Source organism: Bacillus thuringiensis, from assembly GCF_001182785.1.
Taxonomy (GTDB): Bacteria; Bacillota; Bacilli; order Bacillales; family Bacillaceae_G; genus Bacillus_A; species Bacillus_A thuringiensis_S.
In genome coordinates this window covers 4,597,945-4,613,534 of sequence record NZ_CP012099.1, presented here as the reverse complement: position 1 = coordinate 4,613,534, position 15,590 = coordinate 4,597,945, and the positions used below count along the sequence as shown (strand labels likewise).

Here is a 15,590-nt window from a genome sequence, read left to right as displayed (position 1 = left end):
TTGTGATGATGGTCAATATTATAATTGGAGCTATCATTTTTGGTTATGCAGCATATACGTTAGTTAATTTTGTAAAGAGAAGTAAAAAAGGAAAATGCGCGGCATGTTCTTTAAATAAGTCATGTCAGTCGCAAACTTGTAGCCCGGATATGGAGCAAATTGCTCATAATAAATAGAAAAAAGCTTTGCGAATTTCGCAAAGCTTTTTTGTTTTACTTTTTACTTTTTAATTTTTACAAGTTGAGAAGCTTCTACGCCTTTGTAACCAGGGAATTCTTTACTCGGGTCTTTATCAAATTTTAATACACCTACAGATTTTTCATCACCTTTTACATTGCTGTAAGTTGCGTCATCGACAATCGCATACATATCTGTATATGCACGTCCACTTCCGATAATTGTGTTGCCTTCATATTTTAATTTCGCTCCATCAAGTGTAGCATTTTCTACTTTCTCTTTTGCAAATAATACACCTTGTTCTGTTGTTACAGCTGGTAATTTATCAAGTGGCTTCGTGTTGTCTTTTTCATCAACTTTGCTAAGTAACTCTTTTTTCATTAGTTCTTCACCAGTTTTCTTATCCATTACAAGAACTTTTTTACCATCTAATGTTGTCATTTTCATTTTATAGAAGTCTTTTTCTTTCACTTCTTTTTTGTTTTTATCTGTAATTTGTTGAACTTGTTCTTCTGAGCCGTACAGTACAAAACCGTTCGCTTTCTCTCCTAATAAAGAACAACCTGATAATGCTCCGAATGAAATTGCTGCTGCTAATCCGATTCCTACTAATTTTTTCATGATGATTTCTCCTTTTATATGTTTTATAGTAAATACAATTTTTGTATTATTGCTTACAAGTGAAGAACTTATTTGTTGCTTCTGGTATTAGTGTATAAGAAATATCGGAATGCAACTATCGAGTTAGCTTACAGTAACATTACACTTATGTAATTTAGTGAAATTGCACAAAAGTAAGTTAATTCCAAAGAGGGGTAATGAGAATATATTAGAAATACAATATTGTATATAGAATGTCATATTATAATGGATGTATTTTGGAAATAACATGTAAGGACATATTAGTTTTGTTATAATAAACACATAGGCTGTAAAAATGAATATTCTTTACTGTAAAGGGAGATTTTTCAGTTTTCCAAGTAGTGAATTTGAAATATGAGGTATATCATAGGAGGAATTTAGATGTCTGTATTTAAACGATTAAGAGATTTAACAATGTCGAATGTATATTCATTAATTGAAAAAGCGGAAGATCCAGTTAAGATGACGGATCAATATTTACGCGATATGCAAGCGGATGTACAAGAAGCTGAGAAAAGTGTAGCAGCTCAAATCGCGCTTGAGAAGAAATTCAAAATATTATTTGAAGAGCAAGAAGCACTTGTGAAAAAACGTGAAGAGCAAGCTCATATGGCTGTTCAAGCTAATAACTTAGATCTTGCGCGTCGTGCATTAGAAGAAAAACAAAATGCAGAGCAAAAGATGAATGAGTATAAAGCAAGCTACGAGCAAAATAAAGCTGCTGCTGATAATCTGCGTCTTAAGCTAGAAGAAATGCGCAAGCAATTAACAGAGCTGAAAAATAAACGTGAAACACTTGTAGCACGTGTAAATGCAGCGAAAGCACAGAAGAATATTAATCAGGCGATGTCTGGATTTGATTCGAATTCAGCAAAAGCTGGTTTAAGCCGTATGGAAGAAAAAGCTCTTCAATTAGAGGCTGAAGCGGAAGCAAGCGGTGAAGTTTATAAGAAAGAAAAATCATTAGATGATGAATTCGCAAGCTTAAACAAAAATTCTGCTGTTGATGATGAATTAGCCCGTATTATGAAGCAGTATGAGAAATAATATAGAATAGAGACAAATGAACCGACATGTCTAAACAAATTCATGTCGGTTTTCTATTACCCCGCATTAACGGGTAGTAAGACTCCCACCTCTACTTTTTGTGAAAGCAGAGAGGTGGGGGGAGATCTACTGCCCGTAAATGCCCGATTGGTTCAACTAATAATCAGCGGGGAATGAACACCTCCCCACTGATTAAAGTTTCACTTTATATTTAGAGGAGGTTTTGCAATGACATGGATGAATGTAGTTGCCATGCTTGTATGGACTGGAGCGAGTGCAGTACTTTTATTTGCAATTATGTGGGTTGATTCGATTTTTACAAAATACAATGATTTAAAAGAAATCAAAAATGGAAATACAGCTGTAACAACTCGTTTTATTATGAAATTATTTGCACAAGGGTACATTTTATCTCAATCGATAACGAAAGCAAATGATTTATGGCAAGCACTTCTTGCATCAGCAGTTTCTTTCGTTATTTTATTAGTGGTAGAAATGTTTATCGAATTCGTATTAAAGAAAATGTCTGGTCTTGATTTAGAAGAAGGTACGAAAGAAGGTAGCGTTGCACATGCGATGTTAGCCGGATCATTACATATTGTTGGTGCACTTATTTTAGGTGCTTGTTTATAAAGAGAAAAGGAGGGGTAGATCATGAGTTTATTTAAACGAATTAAAAATATAATGAAAAGCCCAGAGCCACCGAAGCCGGAAAAGAGTCTTTTAACGTTAGCTCCTGGTGATATGATTGAAGTTTCATTAGTCATGTACGAATTAACTGGGAAAACGAGTATGCATTCTCGCAAGGAAATTGTTTTAACACTGCAAGACGGGAAAGACATTCGTTATTTAAAAATTGAAGATCGTGAAAATACGTATTACAAATTATATACACCAATTGATGGTCGCTTAGATTCAATTGAGGAAATTCCGACGACAATTGAAATGGATGATACAGAGTACCATATGGAAGAACAATATACCGGACGTGTTGTTGTGATGGGGAAAACACCATTCTCAGCTTCAGAGGAACAGTACGTCTGGGAATTCCAATCAGATAATCGAAAATTATTGCGTATTGAATGGCAAAATGGTCGTACAATGATGTATGAGGGAGAAGCAATCATTCCTGCTGATGTACAAATTATAAGAGCAACGTAAGGGGGCGTAATCATGTCAAACCGATTGTTTACCATGATTAAATCGTTTGTGATCCCTATACTTGCTATCGTTACATTACTTGTTGTTGCTGGTTATGCCTTATCAGGTTGTCAAGGCGGGCAGACAAAGTCGATTCAAGACCGTTATCCACTTGAATCTGTTGCTAAGGAAGGTAAACAAGAATCTTACGTGTATAGGGCCGCCAATCGGTCAGTTCCTGAAGTCGCGAAGGAACTTATAGCCGAAAGGAAACCGAAACAAGCATCTAAAGAAGACGAAAATCAAATGTTTCTCGTTTATTCGGATAAAATGTATAACCTTCAAAAGGATAAAGAGAAACCATCTGATACGTTAATTGAAGTGAGTAATGAAGAATTTGTCCGTCAAAATTACCAACCGTCCTTCTTGCAAGGATATATTATGGGTAGCATATTAAACGATATATTCGGTTCAAGAAAATCATCGCCCGGTGATTATCGAGGATATAATGACAGACAAAATCATAAACCAGTTATTCCAGAGAGACCACCTACGAAAGAAGAAAAGAAAACCCCACCTCCAATTACGAAGGAAGGGAAAGGGTCTATCATTAAGCGAGGCGATAATGTAGATTCGAAACCATCAGTAGGTGATAAGGGAAGTATTACTGAAAAAGGAAATAATACGACGCCTCCACCTTCTACTGGAAGCAAAGGTAAAATTACAAAAACACCAGGCGGTTCAAGCGGATCAGATGTGAAGCCGAAATCATCTATTAAAACTCCGCCAAGAAATACATCACCCCCGAAAACAAGGGTTGGTGGTTCAGGGAAAATTACGAAGAGAAGATAGTAGAGAGACCGAAAAGTGTGAGTTGCTTTTTGGTCTTTTTTTTCTGGGGATTAATTCCTTTTAGATGGTGCGATCTAGGCATAAGGGGGGAAAGTAAAAATATATCAGCGAGTATTAGAATATATCGACCGTAATTCAAAATATATCAGCGAGTATTAGAATATATCGACCACAACTCAAAATATATCAGCGATTATTGAAATATATCGACTTACCGACAAAAACTGACAACTATAGCAACTTAATAATAAAAAGAGGGTGTGCCAAAATTTGGCATACCCTCTTTTACATAACGATTAATGAATATCACGTTTCTTGAAATTACCGCCTTTTACTTCTGCTACGTCATAAACTGTAATAAAGGCGTGTGGATCGATTTCATTAATAAGTTCTTTCATTTTACTTTCTTCTAAACGGTTAATTACGCAAGAAATTTCTTTGAATTTCTCTCTTGAATAACCACCGTATACTTCGTTATATGTTGCACTTCTGCCTAAACGATCGCGAATTGTTTCTACCATTAATTCAGGCTCTTTTGTAATAATTTTAAATGCTTTCGAACCACTTAAACCAACTTCAACAATATGAATCACTTTCGAAGCGATAAAGTAAGCAATTGCCGAGAGGATAGCTCCTTGAAGACCGAATACTGTTGATACGAAAATAAATACGAACATGTTTAAGAATAAAATAAGGTCACTCGTTCCAAATGGTAACTTACGAGAGAGCAATACAGCTAGCATATCGATTCCATCTAATGCGCCACCGTTACGTAATGCTAGTCCCATACCAAAACCGATGATAATACCACCAACAACTGTAACTAATAATGTATCGCCTTCAATAATAGCTGGTATTCCGTGCATGACAACGGTACCTATTGCTAATGAAGCAATTCCGATAATAGAATAAATCGCGAAGCTTTTACCAATTTGCTTATATCCTAACCAAACGAAAGGAATGTTAATAACTGCGATTAGAGCTCCTAATGGCAATCCAAATAATCTTGAACTAACGATACTTAAACCAGTCACACCACCGTCTGATACGTTATTTGGAATTAATACTGCTTCTAATCCGTACGCTGTGATAAATGCCCCAATAATAATCATCAAAGCTTTCGAAGCAATTTTTAGCTTATTGGGCTTGTTTTTGATAATTTTCTCCATATAATTTCCTCGTTTCAAACTAGTTTCTTGTTTGTTACATAATTCACACCTAAATTTTATTTTAACATTTAATTTGAAAAATTTCTCCTTTAATGGATGTATGCAGGGAATATTATGACCATATTATTATTTTAAATACAACTGTAGAAGAGTAGAGAGTGGTCATAATTTTAATATGAAAAAGTAGAATGAATAGTATGGATATATACATTTGGGGCACTAACCTTAGGGAGGGGATTCTGTGGGATACTGTACGAAATGTGGAAATGAAACGAACGAGGGCAATAAATTTTGCGGACAGTGCGGGGAGAGTCTTAGCTATAAAACGGTAGAGGGAAGTTTTCCAAATAGCAGTTCTAATAGTAGTATAGAAGTTTTTTCTTTAGTTGGTTTCATCACTGGATTAATATCTTGGTTTATAAACTTATGGGGGCTTATTGGTAGTGTAGCTATCGTATTTTCTATATTGGGTTTAAACAAAAAAGTGACAGGTACGAGTAAAACATTTGCTATTATTGGATTAGTTTCAGGAATAATTAATGTGTTATATGCTGTTATGTTACTTATTTAAATCTGATGAACTGAAAGATATAAAAAATCCCCTATGTATAAAGCATTCAGGGGACCTTTTATTTAATAGCTATTAAGAAACAATAAAACTAAGGGCTGTTAGGAATAAAGCGAAACCTAAAATAGTTCCACATATTTTCATATGGCGCTTCCGTCCCATTACGACAATCGCAACATATTCACGGATCATTGCGTTAGGCCAGTAATAAAAGGCTGTTTTTGATCCGATCCCTTGGCTGTTAAGACCAGCTTGTCTTGCATATATACCAGCGCGGAAAAGGTGAAAATTATTTGTGGTAAAAATACTTTTATATTTACCTTCAGGCTTTAAAGAATCCATAATTTCTTTAGAGAACAACATATTTTGATATGTGTTTACAGAGCGATTTTCTTGCACTGTATGTTCAATCGGAATGCCTTTTTCAACAGCGTAATTTTGCATTGCTTCTGCTTCAGGAAGTCCTTCATCTGGACCTTGACCGCCAGAGAAAATAATTGTTGGTGGTGTATTCACAGCAGCTTGTTTCCAATAAAAGTCGATAGCTTTATTAATTCGGCTTGCAAGTAAAGGTGGTACTTTATCATTAATTAAGCCGCTACCGAGAACGATAATGAAATCTTGATTACGTCTTGGTCTGTTGAATTGGTATAAAAAATATGCGCTTAAGAAGTTAGATAAATGCACAAAGAAATACATAGTTATAAGAGAGATAGCAGCAAAGATAAATTGAAAATGCTCTGAGAATAAATTTGCTGGATTTATGATAGGGAGCATTATAAAGAATAAAATCCCTAAAGCAGCAATTAAAGTTAAAGAGTTTGTGAAGCGTCTTCCTTCACGTTGCATTAAAATTTTTGCATTAAGAAAGAGTCCAAACATTAAAGCGACTATAGCAAAAGGAATCATTACAAGTAGTGCTAACATGGGGATGATAACGATGAAATGTAAATCGTTATTACCAGACTCAAATGAGGCTATAGCGCAAAATAATAGAAATGAACAGATAAAGGCATTAAATAAAAAGCCGTTTATTATTTTTCGCGGATCTTTTAAATAGGAGATAAGAAAAATAATAAATAATATAAGGGGAATAATTCCGAAATACATCATAAATATAGTACACCTCAATTTGTATAAGAATTTGACATACCTTTTATATTACATGATTTTATAAGTGAAAATGAAAGAAAAAGGATTTTGAATTTTCTTAATAAAATATATAGATACGTATGTTACAATATATTCAAAGCGATATATTAAAAGTAAAATGGTTGAAAAGGCACTCAGTAGAGTGCTTTTTCTTTTTGTATGCAATTGTGCATATTATATTTTTTTTCAAATGAAGAGGATTACAATATAAGTTGTAGACAGACTTTATAAAGCAGAATTTAATACAAACATTTCCCTCGACTTTTTGTATCTAACAATCGTATAACAATAAAGAATTCTGTTTTATAGTGTCTGTTTTGAAAGGTGTCTTTTTGAAGGCGCCTTTTTGTTATTAGTATAGATAGTTTTCACTGTTGGTATAGTGGAAACTATCTATACTAAACATTAGCAATCTTCCGTATAAATATTATCAATTTACTATATATTCCAGTGGTGTTAACCTACATATGAAAGGCTTTCTTTTTCAAAATATTACCCCTAATAAAATTTTGAAGAAGTCAACTGTCTCCAAACTTGTCTTTATGCTTAAGGAAAAAGCACTCAATTTGAGTGCTTTTTCTTATTGAAACATGCTATTTTTCTAGGCGATTTTCATAAAATAAAAGTAAAGAAATGAAAGTGGGTGACAAAATGCCGGCAGTTGTGGAAGGTGTTATTATTGAAAACTGTAATGGAACAATTAATGTAGGTGATAAATATAACGTACAGCCGATTGAAAAGACGAAAGCTTACAATGGATCGGGATCATCAAATACAGGAATGAAAGTACAAACGTTTAGCGGGATTAGTACGGCGGATGTAAGGGATAATGATGTGTATGATCAAGTTATTCAATCAACGTTATAATTTTAAAATGCAAAATTGCATAAAGTAACATGTTTGTTGTATGTTACACTTTAGCTGTGAGCTGTTAATGATTCTTCTGTATTATAGTTGTTAGATTGGAAATATAACATCTTATCCCGCATTAACGGACAGTAAGACTCCCACTTCAAGAGTCAGCTGTAGTAAAGAGGTTAAGAGGAAGATTAACTGCCCGTAAATGCCCGATTGGTTCAACTAATAATCCGTAGGGGTGCCCCCACGGATTAAAGTTTCACTTTATCGAAAATCATACATGAAAAAGACACTTCAACCGAAGCGTCTTTTTTTATTTTAATGATACCCTTTAGCAGAGTCTTTATGAATTTTATTTTTAAAGATACTGTAGCTCCAAAGCTGATATCCAATAACGATTGGTACCATGACCATTGCAACGAAGAACATAATTTTTAAGTTTAATTGACTACCGGCTGCGTTGTATAACGTTGTACTGTATGCGTCGTTAATACGAGATGGTAACATTCTTGGGAACATACCTGCAAAGCCAGTTGTCATAAACATTGCGATTGTTAGGCAAACGAATGTGAATGCAAGGCCAATTTTATGTTTGTACACCATAATAAGTGCGAGTACACTCATTAGCATTGCAAGTACTGGAAGAATGAATAGTACCGGATATTCCGTAAAGTTTTGGAATAAGTTTGTCCGATTAGCAGTTGCTACATAGAAGATAGCTAAAATAATAGCTGCTGCCATTGAAAACGGTCTTGCGATTTTATAAGCACGGTCGGATACTTCACCAGTCGTTTTAATCATGACCCAAAGGGCACCAGAGACAACGAATATAGCAGTGAAGAACAACCCTCCTAAAATACCGTAATGGTTTAGTAAGCTAAGTAAATTTCCTTCATAGCCATTTTTTCCGATTTGTAGTCCGTAATACAAGTTAGCAAATGTAACACCGAATAAAAAGGCGATTAAGAAACTCCCAATTGTAAATGCCCATTTACAAGTTTTTTGCCAAATTGGTGAATCATCTTTATGCATGAATTCCAGTCCAGCGGCACGAGCAAACAGTGCAAGTAATACTAAGAATAACGGTGTATAGAGATAACTAAACATATTGGCATATGTGACTGGGAAGGCAGCAAATGTTGCACCACCAGCTGTAATTAACCATACTTCATTACCGCCCCAGAATGGGCCAATTGCTTCTTGTAATTGATTTCGTTCTTGTCGATCTTTCGTAACGAAAGGAAAAATCATTCCGTTACCAAGTGCATACCCGTCAAGAATGAAGTAAACTGTCCAAATCACGCCCCATAAACCAAACCAAATGATTGCAAGCATATCATGAGACATGAGCCACGCCTCCCTCAGTAGCAGGATCTTCTAATGCTGCAGGTCCTTTTTTCGCGAACTTCAGCATTAAGTATACGTCTGCGATTAAAAGTAAAGTGTAGAACAAAATTAAACTAATTAATGAGAACCAAATTTGCGGGACAGATATAGGTGATACAGATTCTGCGGTACGCATTAGTTTATATACTGTCCAAGGTTGACGACCTACTTCAGCGACAATCCAGCCAGCATTAATCGCAATGTATGGAAGTAAGACAGACCATATTGTAATTTTTAAATAACGTTTTGAGTTTTCTAGTTTTCCTTTTCGGTTTAAATAGAAGCCATACCAAGTTAATGCCATAAAGAACATACCAAGTGCAACCATTAAGCGGAAGCTATAATACACGAGGTTAACATTTGGACGTTCATCTTTCGGAATATCTTTTAAACCAACAATTTCGCCATCAAATGAGTTTGTATAGAAGAAGCTTCCGAGTTTTGGAATCGTAAGGAATTCAAAGTTTTTCTCATTTTTCACATCAGGAATTTGAACAATTGAGAAGCCTTGTCCTTTTCCAGTTTCCCAAACTGCTTCCATCGCAGCTCCTTTTGCGGGTTGATATTTAGCTGCTGATACACCAGATTGATGTCCCATAAACGGTGTAATTGTTGCGGCGAATAAGCCTAACATTAAACCAAACTTAAATGATTTTTTGAAGAATTCCACTTCATTTTTACGCAATAAGTGATAGGCACTAATTGCCATAACGAAGAAAGCACCTACGATATAACAACCAATGACAGTATGGAAGAACATGTTCCAAGCATATGGATTTGTAACGAGTGCCCAGAAATCATTTAATTCAGCGCGGCCATTACGTACTACATAGCCAACAGGGTTTTGCATAAAACCATTTGCTGTAATAATCCAAAGTGCGGAAATATTTGTTCCAAGTGCAACCATCCACATACAGAAGGCACGGAACTTTGGTGAAATTTTGTCTTTACCGAATAACCATATTCCCATGAAAGTAGATTCTAAGAAGAAGGCAACAAGTGCTTCAATTGCAAGAGGTGATCCAAAAATGTCTCCCATATATTTGGAGTACTCAGACCAGTTTGTTCCAAATTGGAATTCCATCGTAATCCCGGTTATAATCCCCATTACGAAGTTAATTGTAAATAATTTACCCCAGAAATTTGCCATTTTACGGTATGTTGGATTCAATGTGCGGGCGTATTGAGTTTCCATACATGCTACTAAAATGACAAGTCCGATTGTCAAAGGTACAAATAAAAAGTGATAAAAAATAGTAATTGCAAATTGAAAACGACTCAGTAACAGAACGTCGGACATAATGAATATTCACTCCTTTTTTACATTATCTACAATCAGTTTATAGTGAAAATACGTTTAAAATAGAGGGGACTTGTTACAAAGGTGTGTGTATATTTTGAAAGAATTATGTCGATTATCTGAAAACATCCTATTTTTACTATAAAGCAATATCCTTTTTGAGTTTTTTAAATTTTGGTACACTATATAAGTAATGTAAATGAGAGAAAAGAGGGTTTTTTATTATGAAGTCATTAGAAGAGATTTTACAATACAATGAAAAATTCGTTGAAGAGAAAAAATACGAAGAGTATGAAACAGGAAAATTCCCGAATAAAAAAATGGTAATTATCTCTTGTATGGATACTCGTCTTGTTGAATTATTACCAAAAGCAATGAATATGCGTAACGGTGATGTGAAAATTATTAAAGTAGCAGGAGCTGTTATCTCACATCCATTCGGAAGTATTATGCGTAGTATTTTAGTTGCTGTATATGAACTTGGTGCTGATGAAGTTTGTGTAGTTGGTCACCACGATTGCGGTATGGCAAAAATTCAGGCAAGCAGTACAATTGAGAAGATGAAAGAGCGCGGTATAACAAATGAGAAATTAGATACACTCCGTTATTCTGGAATCGATTTAGAAAGATTCCTACAAGGATTCTCTAGTGTAGAAGAAAGTGTAGAACATAGCGTATCGATACTTCGCAACCATCCATTACTTCCAGAAGAAGTACCTGTTCATGGTCTTGTTATAGATCCTGATACAGGAAAATTAGATTTAGTTGTGAATGGTTACGACAATTAAGAATTTACTTTGTCATCCTTTTTATCTGGGACAGGATCAAATCCTCCCGGGTGGAAAGGGTGACATTTTAATATACGCTTACAAGTAAGCCAAAAGCCTTTGAGTGCACCATGTTTTTGAAACGCTTCTAATCCGTAATGAGAACAAGTCGGATAAAAGCGGCAAGTTGGTGGTGTCATCGGAGAAATGAACTTTTGATAAAAGCGTATAATCCCAATAAAAATCTGTTTCATAATGGTCTCCTTTTCAGCATAGTCTTAAAGTATTATAGCACGACTGTACATAATACTTTACTAATGTGCATTTCCGTTATATCATATTGGATATAACGGAATTAAATTAAAAGCGGGAGAGATGTTGTATGCCATCAGTAGAAAGCTTTGAATTAGATCATACGATTGTAAAGGCACCTTATGTAAGACATTGCGGAGTTCACAATGTAGGTAGTGACGGTATTGTAAATAAATTTGATATTCGTTTCTGCCAACCGAATAAACAAGCAATGAAACCAGATGTTATTCATACGTTAGAGCATTTATTAGCATTTAATTTACGTAAATATATTGATCGTTATCCGCATTTTGATATTATCGATATTTCACCGATGGGCTGCCAAACAGGATATTATCTTGTAGTGAGCGGAACACCGACAGTACGAGAAATCATTGATTTATTAGAATTAACATTAAAAGATGCGGTTCAAATTACAGAAATTCCAGCTGCAAATGAAACGCAATGTGGTCAAGCGAAGCTTCACGACTTAGAAGGAGCACAACGCTTAATGAACTTCTGGTTAAGCCAAGATAAAGATGAACTTGAGAAAGTGTTTGGATAAAATAAAAAACTGCCTGTGAAAGGGCAGTTTTTTTATTGTATTAAGAGCGAACATGTTCTTTTTTTATGAAAGTATACTAGACACTCCAACATATAAAACAAAGGCAGAACAGAGAAAATAAACAAATGCTTTCGTTTTTTGCTGCTCTTTTATTTCATCGATTCCAAAAAGGATACACATAATACTTAAAAGGATAAACACGTAAGGTAAAAGAATAGTGAAGTTTGCAAAGAAGCTAAATAGGGCGAGAGAAAGAGCGATAGTGGCGATTATAATTTGAATGTTTTTTAACATGGAATCCCCCTTAAGTAGAAAGAAATAGTTACTGAGAGAAAATAGTTCTACATGCTAAATTGGTCGGAAATTCATTTTACATATAGCGAAAGTAATACGATATTAAAACGAATAATATAAGACCAGAAACGAAAAAATACGGGATACTCATTGATTTTCGGCCAGATTTCAATTCATTAATTCCTAGAAGAATAAAGGAGCAACTGAGAATAAATTGTACGTATGGGAGAAGTGAAAAATTATCGGTAACATGGATATAAGTATTTAGAGTGAGTAAGAGAAGCATGAGAAATGCTAAAAAACTCCGTAATATAGTTAGAGTTAGCATTGTATAGCCTCCTTTAGACCATTTATCGGAATATTTCTGTGAAACCAATAAATAAAGCAGCGGCACCTGCTAGTAGAGCGAGCACACTACCTCCTGTTTGCCGTTTTAATATTTCCTCTAAACTTATGGTGAGGCCCATAACTCCTAAAGAGATAAACATATACGGCATTATTTCTCTATTACTAGTAAAAAATCCATAGATTGCTATACATAAAGCAATAAGTGATAAAGTAATCCGTACTCCTTTTATCATAAAAGACCTCCTCTATTTTATGTAGGTAATGATGAGAACAATCCAACTGAATGCTCCAGCAGCGATACAAATAACCCCAGTTCCGGACTCCTTTTTCTTTATTTGTTCAAATGCGATGAGAAACATTAAAGCCCCTAATAGAAATTGTGAAAGAGGTAAAAAATTATTTTGACCTGTATATAATCCAATTGCCGACATAACGATCACCGTGAGTGCGATTGTGATGCGGAGTATACGAAGCATATTATCAATCCTCCTTATTCTTTTTTGTATAAGGATTATCTTCTAGTTTATCGACCGAATGTTTATAAGCGTAGCCTTTATTAATTGTCATGATGGAGAGTACAAGGATGATTAGGACGATGATAATACCGATAATTAATATTTTGAACATAAAACCCCTCCTTTTCTTTATTTTACATAATTTTGTAATTGATGAAAACAATAGAAAATAAAAGGATGAAAGAAGGGTGTTACATGGAGACGAAAAAAACATATTATATATCAATAGGAAATGGTCAAATTTCACAAGTGAAGACGGCGGATACGTATAATTTTGAGATTTACGCAAATGATGAGGAAATTACGGAATTAAGAGAGCACTTCGATCAAGCATATGTAGAGGATTTAGGGTCATTTGTACGCTCCCACGTTCCATTCGTTGAGTATCATCACGATTCAAATAATGACCGATATGATGAACAACTACAAAAAGCATATAAAATGATTTACGATTTAGGAAATCATGAGACGAAAGAATTAGTCGCGCAAATGGGAATAATCAATGGATTGTAATTGGATAATATTATGCAGAAAAGCGAGAATATGCTACAATTTGTGGTAGGAAAAACTTGTAACCATCAATAGGGGAGTAATGGCATGTACAAATTTAAAGATTATTACCACAACACTGTACAATTATCGTTTGAACGTTATCCATTTTCTCCTGAGCCAAAGCATGTTTGGGTTGTATGCCGGTACGGGGATCAATGGTTATTAACGCATCATTTACGTCGCGGTCTTGAATTTCCAGGTGGTAAAGTAGAACTAGGGGAAACACCGGAAGAAGCGGCAGTTCGAGAGGTTCATGAAGAAACCGGCGGCATAGTTTCTGATTTAACTTACTTAGGACAATATAAAGTATCTGGAAAAGACAAAATAATCATTAAAAACATTTATTTTGCAACAATTAGTGCGGTAGAAGAACATACGCATTACGAAGAAACGAAAGGGTCTGTTTTATTAAAAGACATTCCTGACAACATTAAAACGAATAGAAAATTTAGCTTTATAATGCGCGACGATGTATTGGCGCGTACGATGAAACATATAGAAGAAATCGGCTGTTTTACGAAGTAAAGTGGCCGGTTTCTTTTTTTTGTATGTAAGAATAAATGTAAATATATCTTTATATTATTTTGGGTATATTATACAATTTTGTGAAGATATATTTGCATTTTAGGAGGGGAAAGATGGAGAATAGAAAAGAAACGACTGTTGCTGTGTCTATGGTTAAATTAAATGTCTATGCATTTCTTATAATATTTGTTTTGGCATTTGGAATTAGTTTTTTACATGCACTTCTTTCAGGCGGGGTTCAAGTTGAAATTACGTTACCAACTGTGTTTCTTTTTATTAGCGCAATGATTGTTCTCGTTTGTATTCATGAGGCAATACATTTAATTGGCTTTCGCTATATCGGAGGTGTTCCGTGGAGTGAACTAAAATGGGGCGTTAATTGGAAATTAGGTGTTGCATATGCTCATTCTAAACAGGCGGTTACAGTAAAGCAAATGAAGAAAGTGTTAATGCTTCCGTTTTTACCAACTGGAATTTTGCCAATTGTATTGGGATTAGCTATGAATCTGGAGCCACTCTCATTTTTAGGAATTCTACTAACAGCAGGTTGTATCGGCGACATTGCCTTATATCAAAAAGTTTCAAAATTTCCAGATGATGCGCAAGTGATAGATCATCCGAGTAAACCGCAGTTTACAGTATATGAATAATAAGAGGAGGCGTTTTTGAACAACTGCCTCCTCTTATTATTTTTTGTCGGTGAATCAATATATTGTGAAAATTGTTGATATAATTTAATTACTATTATTGTGTTTTTATCTCCACCTCTAAAAACGAAAGCACCTCCAACAAATCATCTACGATACGTGAATGCTTAAAATCACCCCAAAACGAATCTTTTTTCCAAACACCAAGAATTCCTACTTGTTCAGAACCAAGCACATCGTTTTCTGGATGATCTCCAACATAAAGACATTCTTCTGCCTTAACATCTAGTTTTTGCAAAGCACGTTCGAAAATTTCAGGGTGAGGTTTTTTAATTCCTTCAGCTTCTGAAACGAGAATGGTGTTTGTATACGTATGTATATGTAGTGCTCGAAGGTTGCTCATCTGAAATTCAGTAAAACCATTTGTGATAATACCAATTTTAATGTTTCGCTGTTTTAACTGTTGAAGTAGTTCATGCGTGTTTTTGAAAGGAATACAATGATGTTGGAAGTTTGTAATATAGTCGTGTAGCAGTTGCTCTTGCGTTAAAGTAGTAATGTTGTATTCGGAAAGGAGAGTAGCATATACTTTATCCTTCCACGTATAGCCATTATTATCGAGTTCAAGAAATTGAGAACAATACTCTGATTTCTCTATACTCATCAAATGTGAGGAGAAGCGATTATATTGCTCACAAATAAATTGTTCTAAAGATTGGCGCCGATCTAATAGTGTTCCATCTAAGTCGAATAAGATTGCACGAATCATGAGAAGCCTCCTTGCAGTTTTTATAA

At 34.8% G+C, this 15,590-nt stretch carries 23 protein-coding genes; 12 read left to right on the top strand and 11 right to left on the bottom strand.

Annotation, left to right across the window (positions count from 1 at the left end; genetic code table 11):
- Positions 1-5: 5 nt before the first annotated feature.
- The gene (locus AC241_RS23845; RefSeq protein ID WP_000989598.1) at positions 6-176 is read left to right on the top strand and encodes a FeoB-associated Cys-rich membrane protein; all 171 of its coding nucleotides are present in this window, start codon (positions 6-8) and stop codon (positions 174-176) included.
- Between the two features lie 43 nt (positions 177-219).
- Here AC241_RS23845 and AC241_RS23840 read toward each other — a convergent pair whose 3' ends face one another.
- Entirely contained in the window at positions 220-798 is a 579-nt protein-coding gene (locus AC241_RS23840; protein ID WP_029443487.1) for a lipoprotein BA_5634 family protein, read from the bottom strand.
- Positions 799-1,200: 402 nt separating this feature from the next.
- On the opposite strand from AC241_RS23840, the gene AC241_RS23835 reads away from it, so the two are divergent.
- The 4 genes from AC241_RS23835 (at position 1,201) to AC241_RS23820 (ending at position 3,858) form a co-directional block, all read left to right on the top strand.
- Positions 1,201-1,866 carry a PspA/IM30 family protein gene (locus AC241_RS23835; RefSeq protein WP_000110281.1) on the top strand — a complete coding sequence of 222 codons (666 nt, stop codon included), beginning with the start codon at positions 1,201-1,203 and terminating at the stop codon, positions 1,864-1,866.
- 228 nt (positions 1,867-2,094) lie between these two features.
- The gene (locus tag AC241_RS23830) at positions 2,095-2,499 is read left to right on the top strand and encodes a DUF350 domain-containing protein (protein WP_000220087.1); all 405 of its coding nucleotides are present in this window, start codon (positions 2,095-2,097) and stop codon (positions 2,497-2,499) included.
- 21 nt (positions 2,500-2,520) lie between these two features.
- Complete coding sequence (locus AC241_RS23825) at positions 2,521-3,027, top strand: DUF4178 domain-containing protein (protein WP_029443486.1); 507 nt, start codon at positions 2,521-2,523, stop codon at positions 3,025-3,027.
- Positions 3,028-3,039: 12 nt separating this feature from the next.
- Positions 3,040-3,858, top strand: coding sequence for a DUF4247 domain-containing protein (locus AC241_RS23820; protein ID WP_016079958.1), 819 nt, complete (start codon positions 3,040-3,042; stop codon positions 3,856-3,858).
- A 296-nt stretch (positions 3,859-4,154) separates the two neighbouring features.
- Here the strand turns inward: AC241_RS23820 and AC241_RS23815 are convergent, their stop codons facing one another.
- The gene (locus AC241_RS23815; protein ID WP_000411240.1) at positions 4,155-5,027 is read right to left on the bottom strand and encodes a YitT family protein; all 873 of its coding nucleotides are present in this window, start codon (positions 5,025-5,027) and stop codon (positions 4,155-4,157) included.
- A gap of 241 nt (positions 5,028-5,268) precedes the next feature.
- Here AC241_RS23815 and AC241_RS23810 point away from each other — a divergent pair, with 241 nt between their 5' ends.
- The gene (locus AC241_RS23810) at positions 5,269-5,598 is read left to right on the top strand and encodes a zinc ribbon domain-containing protein (RefSeq protein ID WP_050844613.1); all 330 of its coding nucleotides are present in this window, start codon (positions 5,269-5,271) and stop codon (positions 5,596-5,598) included.
- A gap of 72 nt (positions 5,599-5,670) precedes the next feature.
- Here the strand turns inward: AC241_RS23810 and AC241_RS23805 are convergent, their stop codons facing one another.
- Positions 5,671-6,705 (bottom strand): YdcF family protein, encoded by a 1,035-nt coding sequence (locus AC241_RS23805; RefSeq protein ID WP_042969141.1) that lies wholly within the window; start codon positions 6,703-6,705, stop codon positions 5,671-5,673.
- Between the two features lie 675 nt (positions 6,706-7,380).
- On the opposite strand from AC241_RS23805, the gene AC241_RS23800 reads away from it, so the two are divergent.
- Positions 7,381-7,614, top strand: coding sequence for a spore germination protein (locus AC241_RS23800; protein ID WP_003308072.1), 234 nt, complete (start codon positions 7,381-7,383; stop codon positions 7,612-7,614).
- A 309-nt stretch (positions 7,615-7,923) separates the two neighbouring features.
- Here AC241_RS23800 and cydB read toward each other — a convergent pair whose 3' ends face one another.
- A complete protein-coding gene (gene cydB / locus AC241_RS23795; RefSeq protein ID WP_043935220.1) occupies positions 7,924-8,952 on the bottom strand; it encodes a cytochrome d ubiquinol oxidase subunit II in 1,029 nt (342 codons plus the stop codon).
- Complete coding sequence (gene cydA, locus AC241_RS23790) at positions 8,942-10,291, bottom strand: cytochrome ubiquinol oxidase subunit I (protein WP_001286164.1); 1,350 nt, start codon at positions 10,289-10,291, stop codon at positions 8,942-8,944. The genes cydB and cydA overlap by 11 nt, the downstream gene beginning before the upstream one ends.
- A 224-nt stretch (positions 10,292-10,515) precedes the next feature.
- On the opposite strand from cydA, the gene AC241_RS23785 reads away from it, so the two are divergent.
- On the top strand, positions 10,516-11,079 hold the full coding sequence (locus tag AC241_RS23785; protein ID WP_000838168.1) for a beta-class carbonic anhydrase: 564 nt from the start codon (positions 10,516-10,518) through the stop codon (positions 11,077-11,079).
- Here the strand turns inward: AC241_RS23785 and yidD are convergent.
- Positions 11,076-11,312, bottom strand: coding sequence for a membrane protein insertion efficiency factor YidD (yidD, locus tag AC241_RS23780; protein WP_000809334.1), 237 nt, complete (start codon positions 11,310-11,312; stop codon positions 11,076-11,078). The genes AC241_RS23785 and yidD overlap by 4 nt on opposite strands.
- Before the next feature lie 128 nt (positions 11,313-11,440).
- Here yidD and luxS point away from each other — a divergent pair, with 128 nt between their 5' ends.
- Positions 11,441-11,914 carry an S-ribosylhomocysteine lyase LuxS gene (luxS, locus tag AC241_RS23775; protein ID WP_001141371.1) on the top strand — a complete coding sequence of 158 codons (474 nt, stop codon included), beginning with the start codon at positions 11,441-11,443 and terminating at the stop codon, positions 11,912-11,914.
- Between the two features lie 63 nt (positions 11,915-11,977).
- Here luxS and AC241_RS23770 read toward each other — a convergent pair whose 3' ends face one another.
- The 4 genes from AC241_RS23770 to ytzI form a co-directional block, all read right to left on the bottom strand.
- A complete protein-coding gene (locus tag AC241_RS23770) occupies positions 11,978-12,208 on the bottom strand; it encodes a YczI family protein (RefSeq protein WP_029443482.1) in 231 nt (76 codons plus the stop codon).
- Positions 12,209-12,558: 350 nt separating this feature from the next.
- Positions 12,559-12,789, bottom strand: coding sequence for a DUF3953 domain-containing protein (locus AC241_RS23765; RefSeq protein WP_050844612.1), 231 nt, complete (start codon positions 12,787-12,789; stop codon positions 12,559-12,561).
- A gap of 12 nt (positions 12,790-12,801) precedes the next feature.
- Complete coding sequence (locus AC241_RS23760; RefSeq protein ID WP_050844611.1) at positions 12,802-13,032, bottom strand: DUF3953 domain-containing protein; 231 nt, start codon at positions 13,030-13,032, stop codon at positions 12,802-12,804.
- Between the two features lie 4 nt (positions 13,033-13,036).
- Positions 13,037-13,183 carry a YtzI protein gene (gene ytzI / locus AC241_RS23755; protein ID WP_050844610.1) on the bottom strand — a complete coding sequence of 49 codons (147 nt, stop codon included), beginning with the start codon at positions 13,181-13,183 and terminating at the stop codon, positions 13,037-13,039.
- A gap of 83 nt (positions 13,184-13,266) precedes the next feature.
- Here ytzI and AC241_RS23750 point away from each other — a divergent pair, with 83 nt between their 5' ends.
- The 3 genes from AC241_RS23750 to AC241_RS23740 all read left to right on the top strand — a co-directional run bounded on the left by AC241_RS23750 (position 13,267) and on the right by AC241_RS23740 (position 14,798).
- Complete coding sequence (locus AC241_RS23750) at positions 13,267-13,584, top strand: hypothetical protein (protein ID WP_000448411.1); 318 nt, start codon at positions 13,267-13,269, stop codon at positions 13,582-13,584.
- Positions 13,585-13,668: 84 nt separating this feature from the next.
- Positions 13,669-14,148, top strand: a complete 480-nt coding sequence (gene mutTA, locus AC241_RS23745; protein ID WP_000276385.1) for an antimutator 8-oxo-(dGTP/GTP)ase — start codon at positions 13,669-13,671, stop codon at positions 14,146-14,148.
- Between the two features lie 113 nt (positions 14,149-14,261).
- Positions 14,262-14,798 carry a DUF3267 domain-containing protein gene (locus tag AC241_RS23740; protein WP_043935224.1) on the top strand — a complete coding sequence of 179 codons (537 nt, stop codon included), beginning with the start codon at positions 14,262-14,264 and terminating at the stop codon, positions 14,796-14,798.
- 94 nt (positions 14,799-14,892) lie between these two features.
- Here AC241_RS23740 and AC241_RS23735 read toward each other — a convergent pair whose 3' ends face one another.
- Complete coding sequence (locus tag AC241_RS23735; protein WP_043935225.1) at positions 14,893-15,564, bottom strand: HAD family hydrolase; 672 nt, start codon at positions 15,562-15,564, stop codon at positions 14,893-14,895.
- Positions 15,565-15,590 lie beyond the last annotated feature (26 nt).

Coding starts and splice junctions, on each gene's coding strand:
- AC241_RS23825 (WP_029443486.1), top strand. CDS start 2,521: ATGAGTTTATTTAAACGAATTAAAAATATAATGAAAAGCCCAGAGCCA.
- AC241_RS23835 (WP_000110281.1), top strand. CDS start 1,201: ATGTCTGTATTTAAACGATTAAGAGATTTAACAATGTCGAATGTATAT.
- AC241_RS23815 (WP_000411240.1), bottom strand. CDS start 5,027: ATGGAGAAAATTATCAAAAACAAGCCCAATAAGCTAAAAATTGCTTCG.
- AC241_RS23805 (WP_042969141.1), bottom strand. CDS start 6,705: ATGTATTTCGGAATTATTCCCCTTATATTATTTATTATTTTTCTTATC.
- AC241_RS23830 (WP_000220087.1), top strand. CDS start 2,095: ATGACATGGATGAATGTAGTTGCCATGCTTGTATGGACTGGAGCGAGT.
- luxS (WP_001141371.1), top strand. CDS start 11,441: ATGCCATCAGTAGAAAGCTTTGAATTAGATCATACGATTGTAAAGGCA.
- AC241_RS23770 (WP_029443482.1), bottom strand. CDS start 12,208: ATGTTAAAAAACATTCAAATTATAATCGCCACTATCGCTCTTTCTCTC.
- yidD (WP_000809334.1), bottom strand. CDS start 11,312: ATGAAACAGATTTTTATTGGGATTATACGCTTTTATCAAAAGTTCATT.
- AC241_RS23785 (WP_000838168.1), top strand. CDS start 10,516: ATGAAGTCATTAGAAGAGATTTTACAATACAATGAAAAATTCGTTGAA.
- AC241_RS23845 (WP_000989598.1), top strand. CDS start 6: ATGATGGTCAATATTATAATTGGAGCTATCATTTTTGGTTATGCAGCA.
- AC241_RS23800 (WP_003308072.1), top strand. CDS start 7,381: ATGAAAGTGGGTGACAAAATGCCGGCAGTTGTGGAAGGTGTTATTATT.
- cydB (WP_043935220.1), bottom strand. CDS start 8,952: ATGTCTCATGATATGCTTGCAATCATTTGGTTTGGTTTATGGGGCGTG.
- cydA (WP_001286164.1), bottom strand. CDS start 10,291: ATGTCCGACGTTCTGTTACTGAGTCGTTTTCAATTTGCAATTACTATT.
- ytzI (WP_050844610.1), bottom strand. CDS start 13,183: ATGTTCAAAATATTAATTATCGGTATTATCATCGTCCTAATCATCCTT.
- mutTA (WP_000276385.1), top strand. CDS start 13,669: ATGTACAAATTTAAAGATTATTACCACAACACTGTACAATTATCGTTT.
- AC241_RS23760 (WP_050844611.1), bottom strand. CDS start 13,032: ATGCTTCGTATACTCCGCATCACAATCGCACTCACGGTGATCGTTATG.
- AC241_RS23820 (WP_016079958.1), top strand. CDS start 3,040: ATGTCAAACCGATTGTTTACCATGATTAAATCGTTTGTGATCCCTATA.
- AC241_RS23765 (WP_050844612.1), bottom strand. CDS start 12,789: ATGATAAAAGGAGTACGGATTACTTTATCACTTATTGCTTTATGTATA.
- AC241_RS23740 (WP_043935224.1), top strand. CDS start 14,262: ATGGAGAATAGAAAAGAAACGACTGTTGCTGTGTCTATGGTTAAATTA.
- AC241_RS23750 (WP_000448411.1), top strand. CDS start 13,267: ATGGAGACGAAAAAAACATATTATATATCAATAGGAAATGGTCAAATT.
- AC241_RS23840 (WP_029443487.1), bottom strand. CDS start 798: ATGAAAAAATTAGTAGGAATCGGATTAGCAGCAGCAATTTCATTCGGA.
- AC241_RS23735 (WP_043935225.1), bottom strand. CDS start 15,564: ATGATTCGTGCAATCTTATTCGACTTAGATGGAACACTATTAGATCGG.